The following is a 12,151-nucleotide window of genomic DNA, read 5'->3' on the forward strand; positions in this document are numbered from 1 at the left end:
AAGCTTGCATAAGGGAACTTACGTAGGCGCTTCGCCCGGCCTCACATCGCCCCGGCCGCTACGAAGACCCAGCCGGCCGTCGGGTTGGACGGCGCCATCACGGCCGCCCGGATCGCCAGCATCCAGCCGACGGCAACGAGGAGCCCGTAGGCCAGCACCGCCAGGACGAGGGTTACGAGCTCGGCATGGCGCTGCAGCGCGTGGATCGACGCGCAGCCCATCGTGAAGGATGCGGCGGCGGCGACGGCGAAGAGGTCGATCGGCATGATCCTGCTCCGCGTCGGGACGAGCCGTGCTCGCAATCGCGCCGCGCCGGACGCGATGTCCCGGCGCGGCCCGTCGCGGGACGGTCGCGGCCCGATCACATGGATTGCGTGCGGGGGCCGTAGAGCTTCCGAAGCTCCGCTCCGGCCATGATGGTGACGGCGAGCCCGACGATGACGTGGACGCCCATGGCGGAGCGAAGCTCTTCGAATCCGAGTGCCCAGGGCGCCATCGTCACCCAGAGGCCGAGGGCGAGGTTGAGGTATTCCTCCCATTCGTAGGTCACGCCGAGGGCGAGCACCGCAATGAACGTGATGGCACCGCCGCAGGCGAAGGCGTTGCGCGCGGCGGCGGTCTCGTAGCCCAATCCCAGATACCAGGGCGCCAAGGCGAGCGTGATGCCGAGCAGGATGGTCACGGCATTCGAGGCCATATCTTCGGTTCGGTTCTCCAGAACGCGCATGCGTCCCTCCTCAAGACAGGGACCACGTCCGCCATCGGGCCCGTGATCGAGCGGCGGAAGACCCGTCGCCTGCACTGAGAAAATCCTTGCCGGATGCTGCGCCCAGGCATTGACCTGCATCAATACGCTTTTCGCAACGCAGGACCCGCTCCGTTATCTGTTTTCATCGTCGCCGAAAGCTTGACGGATCGCTTGGCAGGCGACGCATTCGCATTGACCATCGGCTTCGTCATCCCGGGGCCGCGACGTCGAGCCTCGACTGTCGAGATCGGCGAAACGCGCCGACCGCGGCGGCGTCCACACCGCATGGAGAGTAGGGTCGCAGACCGTTCGGCCTCGCATTCCCCGACGTGCCAGGGGCGGGATTGCGCTGGATCAAGGTCGGGCCGCCCGGGAGCGGTCAGGCTCTCGGTTCAGCCGGAACGGGGAAAGTGCAGGCCGTGTCACGCACGCTGCGCCCTGGGCCACTCCGCGCAAGCCGCCGCGCCCGCAAGATCCCGCGGCGGGCTGTCTAGTCCGTCGGACCTTCGCGCGAACGCGGCTCGGCTTCGCCGGCAGCCAGCATGGTCATGAAGGCGTCGAGCGCGAGCGGCTTCTCGATCAGGGGCAGGCCGGCGTCACGGGCGCGGGCGCGGATGCCGGGGTCGGGGTGCCCGGTCATCAGCACGGCCGGCGTCGCGAGGCCGGATGCCCGCAGACGCCGGAACACTTCCAACCCGTCCATCCCGGGCATGACCTGATCGAGGATCACGAAGGCCGGGCTCGGGCCGGGAAAAGCCTGCAGCACCGCGTCGCCGCTCGCGAAGGCCTCGACGCGGTGCCCCTCGCTCTCGAGGAGGAAGCGCATCGAGTGCAGGATGGCGGGATCGTCGTCTACGACGAAGATGGTGGATGGGTCGGATGACATGACGGCGGCCGGAGGGAGCGCCCGGCTGGGGCGCCCGAGAATGGAATCTCGGCGAAAGCGTACAAGCCGACCTTGACCTATCTCAACGGCCTCTCAGGCGATGCCGGCCAGGACCGCCCAGCGCACCAGTTCCTGGAGGCTGGCCGCATGCGTCTTGGCCATGAGCTTGGCCCGATAGATCTCCACGGTCCGGTAGCTGATATCGAGGGCGCGACCGATATCCTTGCTGGTCCCGCCGGCGACGAGGCGCTCGAGCACTTGGCGCTCGCGCTCGCTCAAGGTCCCGACCCGCCGCATGAAGTCCTGAAGGGCGGGGTCGGCTGCCTCGGACGGATCACCCCGCTCCGTCGCGGCGCGCAGCGCCTGGAGAAGCAACGCGTCGTCGAACGGCTTCTCGATGAAATCGCAGGCTCCGAGCTTCATCGCCTCGACCGCCAGCGGCACGTCGCCGTGACCGGTCATCATGATCACCGGGAGCGTGTGGCCGACGGCCCGCAGGCGGCGGAGGAGTTCCAGCCCGTCGATCCCGGGCATCCGGATATCCGTCAGGATGCAACCGGAGGCGGGCGCCGTGAGGCGGTCGAGCAAGCTTGCCCCGTCCTCGTAGAGCACAACCGTAAATCCCGCGGTGTCGAGCAGGAAGCTGATCGAGTCCCGCATGGCCGCATCGTCATCCACCACGTGCACGAGGCTATTCGCCATCGGTGATGTCTCCTTCGTGCGCGGCCTGCAGGGTCAGCCGGAAGGTCGCACCGCCGTCCGGGTTCCGCTCGACCGTGAGGCGCCCGCCATGCGCCTCGATGATGGTCCGGCAGATCGACAGCCCGACGCCCATCCCGGTCCGCTTGGTCGTGACGAAGGGCTGGAACAGGCGATCCGCCACGACCTCCGAGATACCGGGCCCGGTATCCGCCACGGCGATCTCGACCATCCCCGGGGGCAATCGTCGCGCCACGATGGCGAGGTCGCGCCGCGGGCTGTGCAGCATGGCCTCGCGTGCGTTCCGGATCAGGTTGATCAGGACCTGTTGAACCTGCACGCGGTCGGCCAGCACCGCGCCGATGCGGGGGGCGAGCGTCACCCGCAGGCTGACCCCCTCCTGGCGCCCGCCCACCAGGGCGAGGGCTGCGGCTTCCTCGATCAGCCGCGAGACGGATTCGACGCGCTTCTCCGTCTCGCCGCGGGCGACGAACTCGCGCAGGCGGCGGATGATCTGCCCGGCCCGCAATGCCTGCTCGGCGGTCTTGTCGAGGATCTCGATGGTCTTGGCGATAGTCTCCGGTTCGGCCCGCGCGAGCAGGCGGCGGCAGCCCTTGGTGTAGTTGCTGATCGCGCCGAGCGGTTGGTTCAGCTCGTGCGCCAGGGCGGAGGCCATCTCGCCCATCTCGCTGACACGGGACATGTGGACGAGCTCGGCCTGAAGCTCCTGGAGCCGGGCCTGGGTCTGCTGGCTCTCCGTCAGATCGTTGATGAAGCCGGTGAAGAACACTTGGTCGCCCGAGCGCATCTCGCCGATGGCGAGCTCCATCGGGAAGGTCGAGCCGTCCTGCCTACGGCCGGTCACCACCCGCGTGGTTCCGATGATGCGCCGCTCGCGGGTCCGCCTGTAGCGGTCGAGATAGCCATCGTGCTCGGCGCGCATCGGCTCCGGCATCAGCATGCGGACGTTCTGCCCGGTCGCCTCGGCCGCCGTGTAGCCGAACAAGCGCTCGGCCGCCGTGCTGAACGAGTGGATCGAGCCCACCTCGTCAATGACCACCATCGCCTCCGGAACAGTGTCGAGGATGGATTGCAGATGCGCCTCCCGCGCGCGCAGATCCGCTTCGGCGCGCTTTTCCGCGTCGATGTCGAGGACGACGCCCCGGTGCCGGACCGGGCGGCCTCCGGGATCGAGCTGCACCCCGCCGCGCGACCGAAGCCAGCAGACATGTCCGTCCGGCCGCAGCACGCGATAATCGACCTCGTAGCGTCCGCCCTCGCGCAGGGCCGTGTGGATCGCGTCCGCCCTGGCCTGGCGGTCGTCCGGATGAACCAGGGCCTGCGTGGCGGCGAAGGTATCGAGCTGCTCGGGCCGGACGCCGAACAGCTTGGCGCAGGTCGGCGAGATCGTGGCCCGACCGGTCGGAATGTCCAGCGACCAGATGCAGATGCCGACTTCGTCGAGGAGCTTGCGGAGTTCGTCGGCGGCCAGGATGCCGCCGGCCGGATCCGTGCCGGACGACACGATGGAATTCGTCATCGCTCCCAACCGAAGTGGTCACTTGGGCTGCGGTGCCGGGGGGCTTACCGGTTCGCCACCGGCATGATCCGCACATGACCTATAGCTCGCGCCCCGGATCGGCCAAAGCTAACTTGCTCGGAATCCGGACGTTCTTCGGTGCCGGCGACGGCAATCCGTCCCATCCAGTGCCGGCAGTCGGCTCGACCCCATCGGCAGCGTCGGCGGGGTTCGGCATGGCCGGTCTTGCGCTGAATCCTTGCGCTGAATCAAAGTGACCGCGCGGCAAAGGAGCCAATTTCGGGCCCGGTTCAAACCGGAGGCGACCCATGTCGAGAAGCACGCCAAACCCTCTCACGTCCATTCGCGACGTTCTGGTCGGCACCGCCGTGGAGAGCGAGCGCGAGGAATCCTCAGCGGCGATCGGCTACGGGTTGACGCTGGCGAAACTGGCCGGCGCACACCTGACGGTGCAATCGGCCTCCTGGCGGCTGTCGGGCGATGATTCCTGGCTCTGCGAGTTCGACAGCATCGGCGCGGCGGCGATCGATCGCCGCCTCGACGCCCTGGCCCGGTCCATCGCCGAACGAACCGCCGGGAATGCGGCCCAGGCCGGGATGATCTGCACGACGGAGACCCCGAGCCTGTCCTACCCGGAGGTGGTGAGCCGGCTCGCCGCCCGGGCGCGCCTGCACGACCTCGCCATCCTGGATGCCGGTCCGCGGACCTATGACCTCGACCGTGAGATGATCGAGAAGACGCTGTTCCATAGCGGTCGGCCTGTCATCGCCGTCCCGCCGGATCAGACGGCGTTTGCCGCGCGGCGCGTCATCGTCGCCTGGGATGGCAGCGCGCAGGCGGCCCGCGCCGCCAACGACGCCCTGCCGTTCCTCCGCGCCGCCGAGGCCGTCGAGATCGTGTCGGTCGGCGAGGACGAGGAGATCGAGGCATCGGTCCCGGGCGCCGAATTCGCCCCCCACCTAGCGCGGCACGGCGTGAGCGTGAGCGTCAACGACCTACCGGCCAGGGGCCCGGTCGCCGAGAGCCTTCGTGCCCAGGCCGGCCTGTTCCGAGCCGACATGATCGTGATGGGGGCCTATCGGCATTCCTGGACGCGGGAACACCTCTTCGGCGGCGTCACACTCTCGCTCCTGAGGAGCAGCCCCGTCCCGCTGTTCCTGTCCCATTGACGGCGCGAGGCGGATCATGAGCGATTGTAAATTGGCGGGTCCGGACGCCGACCCATCACGGGCTCCGGCTCGGCCGGGCCCGGTCGAGGGCAGACCGGTGCCGGACGATGCGCACCGGGGCGAGGCCGCTGCGCAGACGCCTGTCCAGAATCGGATCCCGTGGACGGCACCGCTGGACGAGGAGAAACTCCGAGCCCTGAAGGCCGGCTGGGGATTCCTAGAATGACAGGCCGGCGCAACCGCGGCGCTGAGGCGGCGGCGCCCCATCCGCGCTGATCACCGCGTCTGTCATCGCGCGACATGCGGGGCCTGTGCGAACCCCCGCATGACGTCGATCAGACGCCGCAGATGGTGCGGATCCGGTTGCGGCGACGTCCGCTCCACCAGGATCCTGATCAACCCGTCAACGAAGACCGAGGCGCCGGAATAGGCCAGCGACCAGTCCGGGAAACGACGTCCGTCGATGGCGTCGTACAGGAGAACCTCGACCTCCGCATGGCGTGGATCGCGACGGATGCTGTCCATCAACTCATCCACAGCAGCCCGCGGCCCCTCGAGGATCTGTGCGAACTGGCCCGGAGACGTGATCAGCGCGCCGGTGACCTGCAACCGCGCATTCCGGGCCCGTGACACCGCGACGATGTCGTCCACATCAGCGTCGCTCGCCATCCGCTGGCTGACGTAGAGAAGCGAACCTTCCATCCTCGTTCCCCTGACTACCTGAGGTCGCCTCCGATCCCGCTGCCTCCGAGATCGGCTTTCAAGCTGCGATGTAAGGCGCGTGCGCGCGCCGGGCCTCCTGTGCGTGGGACGGCACGACGAGCCCCATTCGAGCGATCGGCGTACCGAGGACGAGACCGCGTCAATCCATCAGTGGCTCATCAGGCAGCAGACCGGCGAGCGGTCGAGAAGGTCGCGCGTGACACCGCCGAGGATCCACTCCCGAAGCCGTGAATGGCCGTAGGCGCCCAGGACGATCAGGTCGGCATCCTGGCGCACGGCGAAGTCGATGAGTTCGTCGCCGGCCCGCCCGCATGTCCGCAAAGAGTGGGTGGTGACGCGCGCGCCATGCCGGGCGAGATGCTCCGCCACCGCCTCGGCGGTCCCGCCTCGACCGTCGTCGCCGACGGTGGCGACCAGGACATGGTCCGCGACGCGGAGACAGGGCAGGGCAGCCGACACGGCCCGCCGCGCCTCGGGACAATCCTTCCAAGCGACGAGGATGCGGGCGCCCTTGAGATGCCTGGCTCCCGGCGGCACGACCAGGACGGGGCGACCCGCTTCCATCACGGTCGGTCCCGGCCGCACGCCGAGCGGGCCCGCATCCGCGTCGTCCGATCCGCAGCGGCCGACGACGACGAGGTCGGCGGCGCATCCACACGCGACGAGATGCGCGATCGGGTCGGCAAAGGCCGCGTTCCAGGCCGTGCGGAGCCGAGGCCCCGCGCAGCGTTCGAACACGTCGCGCGCCTCATCCAGAAGCCTGCCTATCCGGTCCGCGTTCTGCTGGAGGTGGGCGACGGCGGCCTCGATATCGTTCACCAGGATCGGGACCGGAAGCGGGTGGGCGGCAACACCGGTCAGGGTCGCCGCGAACCGCCGAGCCAGGTCGGCGGCGAGGCCGATCCGGTCCGGCGCGGCACCACCGAGGTCGGCGGAGACGAGGATGTTCGCAAAACCCATGGCCGGCTCTGGCCTCCGTCGTGGAGACGGAAGCTGGCCCCTGGACGGCCTCGCCGCCTTGATTCAGCGCAACGATCAGCGCCGACGCGGGCGCGTCAGGAGGGCCGCAGGCTGGCCAGCCCTTCCCTCGCGCCTTCGCCGCTGCCGCCGAGGACGCGCATGGCGTTCAGGATGACGGCGACGTCGATGGCCTCCTGTAGGAGCGCCCCCTGCAAGGGCGAGAGGTAGCCCAGGGCCGCCGCGACCATGCCGACGACGGACAGCCCGAGACCAGCCAAGACGCTCTGCAACGCGATGGCGCGGGCCCGCCTGGCGATGCGGATGGCCTTCGGCAGGGGGGCCAGGCTGTCGACGAGAAGCACGATATCGGCCACCTCGGCAGCGGCTGCCGCCCCCCGCGCACCCAACGCGACGCCGAGATCGGCGGCTGCCAGGGCGGGCGCGTCGTTGATCCCGTCGCCCACCATCATCACCCTGCCGTTCGCCCGCTCCCGCGCGACGATGGCGGTCTTGTCCGCCGGGTCGAGGTCGGCCGCCACCGCGTCGATGGTCAGGCCGGCGACGAGCGTATCCGCGACGGCGCGCCTGTCGCCGGTGGCGAGCACCACCCGCGCGATGCCGGAGGCCCGAAGCTCGGCCAGCAGCCGGGCCGCGTCCGGCCGCAATGGGTCCTCGAAAACCAGGATGGCCGCCGGCATGCCGTCGACGGCGACCAGGACCGTCGCCGCGGCCGCGTTGCCTCCGCGAATGCCGTCCGGGGGCGGGAAGGCGATGCCGCGCGCACGCATCATGCGCGGGCCGCCGACCTCGACCTGCCGTCCCGCGACGAGACCGCGAATGCCTTCGCCGGGAAGCTCCGTCACCGCCGTGGGCGGCACGAGCGCAAGGCCGCGTCCTCGCGCGTCCTCGACCAGGGCGCGGGCCGTCGGATGGCCCGAGGCCTGGTCGAGGGAGGCCGCCAGCCTCAGGACGTCCGCCTCCGTGAAGGTCGGCAGGACAAACGCGGACTTCTGTCGCGCCCGGCCGAGCGTCAGGGTTCCGGTCTTGTCGATGACCAGGACCCGCACCTTGGCCAGGGCTTCCAGAGCACCGCCCCCCTTGACGATGACACCGATGCCGGCCGCTCGCGACAGCCCGGAGACCAGAGCGACGGGCACGGCCAGGATCAGGGGACAGGGCGTGGCGACGACCAGCACAGCCAGCGCCCGCAGGGGGTCGGCCGTGGCGGCCCAAGCGATCCCGGCCAGAAGCAGCGTCAGCGCGAGGAAGACGAGACTGTAGCGGTCGGCCATGCGGACCATTGGCGCCTTCTGGGCCCGAGCCGCTTCGACCAGCCGGACGATACCCGCATAGGTGCTCTCGGCGGCCCGGCGCTCGGCCACGAGGGTGAAGGGCGCCCCGACATTGAGCGTGCCGCTCACCACGGCAGCGCCCAGCTCGAAGGTGACCGGCCGCGCCTCGCCGGTGAGGCTCGCCTGATCGAGGACGGCCCGGCCCGCGCACACGCGGCCATCGACCGGAAGGACATCGCCGACCCGCACGAGGATGCGGTCGCCCGGCGCAAGGAGCTCGACGGGCACATCGCTCACGACGCCGCCCGCCTCGCGCAAAGCGGTGCGCGGCTGGCGGCCGACCAGAGCCGTCATCGCCCGACCGGCCCGCCCCGCTGCGTAGGCCTCAAGCGATTGCCCGCCTGCATACATCAGCGCGATGACGACGCCGGCCAGCGGCTGGGACAGCGCGACCGTGCCGCCCATGGATAAGGCTGCGACGAGGTCGAGGCCGATATCGCCGTGGGCCAAGCTGATCGCGATCCGGATCGAGAGAACCGCGAGCACGGTCACCGTGGGAAGCGTCCAGGCCCAGGCCGCGAAGCCGGGCTGTCCCTGGGCCTGCGCCCACAGGCCGACGCAGAGGCCGATCAGCGGGAGGATCGCGAGCCAGCCGCGAAGGCCCAGTAGCAGCGCTGTCAACCCGCGCCATCGCGTTGCGGTCGAGCCCACGGCCATCCCTTTATTTTCGCGGCTGCCGCAGCTTGCGCCCGACGGGCTTCACCGGATATTCGAGCGTCGACGAGGCAATGACTTCGATGAATCGCCGGAATACCCGCGTCCGGGTAACAGCTATCGCGGGTCGCTGCGCCGCCACGAGACTGAGCCGTGGCCTGTCCACCTCAGCATGCGTGACCCATCATGTATTCGTAACCCGGCCTGTCACTGCGTTGCGATGGATCAAGATCATGGATCTCTGTACCGCTCGGCTTCCCGGGCGGATCAATTGCCATTCGTCGTCGCGCTATGGAGCGCCGACACCCGCCAGCAGCGCACCGGATCTTGTGTTCCGGCGACCCAGGGTCGCTACGATGCAACAGCTTCCGACCCGGTGCGGTCGATAATGCCGCGCCGGGCCGTCGTGGGCAGGCGCCACGACTGATTTCGAAGCCCCGCCCCGTGTCGAGCGGGCCTTTTTCATACAGCCACGCGAGATCCGCGCAGCGTCACGCTCGCCGCGAGGATGACCGAGCGTAGTTCGGCCGGCCGGACCGGCTTTGACAGGATCGGGACATCCGTCCTGGCGAGATCCTCCTGCACGCGCCCCGCATCGTGGCCGCTGATGACGACGACCGGGACGTCCCGCCCCAAGGCCTCCTGCACCGCCGCGATGCACTCTGTCCCGGTCACGCCGTTCCCGAGTTCGAAATCGGTGATGAGAAGGTCGGTTGCGGTGATGGTCTTCGGGATCGTCGGTTCCGGCTGGACCTGACATCCCCAGCGCCGGAGCAGGTCGGCGGTCGCGGCCAAGACGGCCTCGTCATCCTCGACCAGCAGGACCCGCAACCCGTTGACGGATGCCGCCGGATCGAGCGCGGGCTTGCGGCTCGCCTCGGCCGGCCTGCCGACGATCGGCAGCGGCCCGAAGGTCACGCAGGTGCCGTGGAGCGGGACGGAGCGAAGCCTGAGCTCCAGATCCAGGAGTTCGCAGAGACGGCGCACGATGGGCAGGCCGAGACCGACGCCGTCGATGTCTTTGTCGCCCCGCTGGCGAACCCGATAGAACTCGTCGAACACCTTCGTTTGATGCTCCGGCGCGATGCCCGGGCCGCGATCATAGACCTGGACGGCGAGCCCGCCCTTACGCCGACGGCAGGCGATCAGGATCGGTCGTCCGGGCGCGTATTTGATCGCGTTGTTGACGATGTTCTGGAGCATCGTCGTGAACAAGGCGCGGTCGGTCTCCACGATCACGCGGCATGCGCGGCTGCGCAGTTCGGTCCCCGTACGCTGAGCGGCCTCCGAATTCTGGCGCAGCACATCCTCGATGATGTCATCGATCGCGACGGGTTCGATCCGGGGCTGGACCTTGCCGCTGTCGAGGGTCGAGACATCCAGCAAGGACTTGAACAGTCGCGACACGCTCTGCAAGGACCGGTCGATATTGTCGACCATCTGGAGTTCCTTGGCGCCGAGATTGGCATCGCGCAGGCAGGCGGTGAACAGGCTGATCGCGTGGATCGGCTGGCGTAGATCGTGGCTCGCCTGCCCGAGGAAGCGCGACTTGGCGAGGTTCGCCTCCTGCTCCCGCTGGTAGGCGCCGCGCAAACGATTGAGCAGGATGTAGATGTAGTTCGGCACCAGAAGGGTGATGATGAACAGCGTCACGACCAGGAACGGGTTCTGACGCCAGTAGGCGCTGAAGAACGTCGTCACCGCCATCGAGGCGAGCGCCAGCCCGGTGGTGATCTTGAGGTCGGTCTGACCGTGGCGCAGGCCATTGCCGACGATGATCCGGAGCACGATCACGTAGAGCGGCACGAACGGCGCGCCGCCGATCGCCATGGCATAGGTGATGCCGGCGAAATCGAGGCTGGTGGTGAAGGTGCGTCGCAATCGGTTCTCGCCCGGGTGATGCGAGATCCACCAATACATCCCGACGGACAGAACCAAGTGGATCGGCACCAGATAGACGATCAGATACGTTTCCGGCGGCGCATAGCCGAGAAGGATCTGTGGAACGAGGTACAGGCACACGGATCCCATGGAGACGATGCGGATGAGTGCTTGCGCCGTCTCGTCGTCGGCGTTGCCGCCGCGATGGCGTCGTGCGGCCGTCATGGCACGATCAGGGGGTGCGGATGACGGATCCGGCCTTCGATCGAGGCCTGCCCTGAACCTCGCCGCAAGCCCGGTCCAGTTCGGCCGTCGGGCTGTCAAAGGTCCTTGCCAAGGCTGCATCGAAGCCGTCCGGTGTTTGCCGGGCCTCGCCGATCGCAGCCTTCTGCCGTCGCGTCGGATCCTGAAGCGGCGCTGCAGGACAGCCACCGCGGATCTCGGCCGCGACATGCATCCGGCCGCCGATCGCGACCCTGTTCGCCGGTTCTACGAAAACCCTGATGACATGACCACGTGTTTCCAGAACAAACATCAACGCAGAATTGTCTTGTGTGCCATGTTTTGCAGTGCGCTCTGATGATTGTTAATAAAATGATCTTAATAATTAGGTGTGTTGAACAAACAAAGCGCCGATCCCGACAAATAATGGGGCCGCGTGACGCTCAATGATCGCGACAGGTTCCGGGACCGGGTCGCTGGCTCACACGGATGCCATTGTCATCGGGCCATCCGTATCAACGGTAGGTGCCGGATGCCTCGTCGAACCGGTAGATCCGGGCATCGCGTTCCGATGCCGGCCGGACTTTGCCGTCCGGGCCGGCCAAGGTTCCGGTCAGCGTGACGCGGATCGGCGGCCATGCGGTGGGTCTGGCGGAATCCTCCGGAAGGATCTCGAGACGGCCCATGCTCTTGCCCATCTGGCAGGGTTGGTCGCCATCGGGCTCATCGCAGGCGGCACTCTCGTCGGAACCGGCCTCCACCTCACCGGCCAGTGTCCACCGCAGTGGCGTTTCCCTGAAATGCAGCAGGAGGAACGCGAAGCTGCGTGAGCCCGCGGACCCGTAAGAGGTCAGGCGCACCCCCATCATCACACGCCCGCCGCTCACGGCGCTGACGACCGCCCCCCGGCCTTCGTCGATGTCCGGGGCGTCACCGTTCCTGTTGCCGGTACCGACTTTCCCGACCTGAAGCTGAACGCCCTTCAGACGCCAGCGCGTGTCCTCGAGCGCAAAGGTCGCGGCGGCGACCGTCCGTGTATTGGGTGTGTCCGGGTCCTCGCCGGGCGCGGGGAGCGTCGCGAACCCGGTGAACCACCGTCCGGTCTCCGTAGAGAATGCGGCGCCGTACCAGAACTCCGCCGAACGGCCGTCCTTGGCCCGGCAGGTCTTGGTGTCCTGGCTTGCAGGCCGCCCGCAGATTGCCGCCAGCACGGTCTCATTCGCGGGCGCGCCGATCTCCGGGGCAGCTCGGGAAGGCGACACAATCGATGCCGCGGCCAGAGCCAGCCCCAGGACCATCAATCTGCGCAGTCGGGTC

11 protein-coding genes are annotated in these 12,151 nt (G+C 68.5%); 1 reads left to right on the plus strand and 10 read right to left on the minus strand.

The window, feature by feature from the left end:
- Positions 1-41: 41 nt before the first annotated feature.
- The 5 genes from BMZ47_RS00655 to BMZ47_RS00675 all read right to left on the minus strand — a co-directional run bounded on the left by BMZ47_RS00655 (position 42) and on the right by BMZ47_RS00675 (position 3,873).
- Entirely contained in the window at positions 42-266 is a 225-nt protein-coding gene (locus BMZ47_RS00655) for a hypothetical protein (protein ID WP_091857573.1), read from the minus strand.
- 95 nt (positions 267-361) lie between these two features.
- The gene (locus BMZ47_RS00660) at positions 362-727 is read right to left on the minus strand and encodes an SPW repeat protein (RefSeq protein WP_091857575.1); all 366 of its coding nucleotides are present in this window, start codon (positions 725-727) and stop codon (positions 362-364) included.
- A 511-nt stretch (positions 728-1,238) separates the two neighbouring features.
- A complete protein-coding gene (locus BMZ47_RS00665) occupies positions 1,239-1,634 on the minus strand; it encodes a response regulator transcription factor (RefSeq protein ID WP_091857577.1) in 396 nt (131 codons plus the stop codon).
- Between the two features lie 93 nt (positions 1,635-1,727).
- Positions 1,728-2,336, minus strand: coding sequence for a response regulator FixJ (gene fixJ, locus BMZ47_RS00670; RefSeq protein WP_091857579.1), 609 nt, complete (start codon positions 2,334-2,336; stop codon positions 1,728-1,730).
- Positions 2,326-3,873 (minus strand): sensor histidine kinase, encoded by a 1,548-nt coding sequence (locus tag BMZ47_RS00675; RefSeq protein ID WP_091857581.1) that lies wholly within the window; start codon positions 3,871-3,873, stop codon positions 2,326-2,328. Before BMZ47_RS00675 ends, fixJ begins: the two co-directional genes overlap by 11 nt.
- A gap of 308 nt (positions 3,874-4,181) precedes the next feature.
- Here BMZ47_RS00675 and BMZ47_RS00680 point away from each other — a divergent pair, with 308 nt between their 5' ends.
- Complete coding sequence (locus tag BMZ47_RS00680) at positions 4,182-5,042, plus strand: universal stress protein (RefSeq protein WP_091857583.1); 861 nt, start codon at positions 4,182-4,184, stop codon at positions 5,040-5,042.
- Between the two features lie 288 nt (positions 5,043-5,330).
- Here the strand turns inward: BMZ47_RS00680 and BMZ47_RS00685 are convergent, their stop codons facing one another.
- The 5 genes from BMZ47_RS00685 to BMZ47_RS00705 form a co-directional block, all read right to left on the minus strand.
- The gene (locus BMZ47_RS00685; RefSeq protein WP_091857585.1) at positions 5,331-5,744 is read right to left on the minus strand and encodes a BLUF domain-containing protein; all 414 of its coding nucleotides are present in this window, start codon (positions 5,742-5,744) and stop codon (positions 5,331-5,333) included.
- 168 nt (positions 5,745-5,912) lie between these two features.
- On the minus strand, positions 5,913-6,725 hold the full coding sequence (locus tag BMZ47_RS00690) for a universal stress protein (protein ID WP_091857587.1): 813 nt from the start codon (positions 6,723-6,725) through the stop codon (positions 5,913-5,915).
- A 95-nt stretch (positions 6,726-6,820) separates the two neighbouring features.
- Positions 6,821-8,734, minus strand: a complete 1,914-nt coding sequence (locus BMZ47_RS00695) for a heavy metal translocating P-type ATPase (protein ID WP_091857589.1) — start codon at positions 8,732-8,734, stop codon at positions 6,821-6,823.
- A gap of 459 nt (positions 8,735-9,193) precedes the next feature.
- Positions 9,194-11,044, minus strand: coding sequence for a hybrid sensor histidine kinase/response regulator (locus tag BMZ47_RS00700; RefSeq protein WP_244536705.1), 1,851 nt, complete (start codon positions 11,042-11,044; stop codon positions 9,194-9,196).
- Between the two features lie 305 nt (positions 11,045-11,349).
- Positions 11,350-12,132: a hypothetical protein gene (locus tag BMZ47_RS00705; protein WP_091857593.1), complete on the minus strand. Its 783-nt coding sequence runs from the start codon at positions 12,130-12,132 to the stop codon at positions 11,350-11,352.
- Positions 12,133-12,151 lie beyond the last annotated feature (19 nt).

Origin of the sequence: Methylobacterium brachiatum (assembly GCF_900113845.1) — a bacterium.
Lineage (GTDB): Bacteria > Pseudomonadota > Alphaproteobacteria > Rhizobiales > Beijerinckiaceae > Methylobacterium > Methylobacterium brachiatum.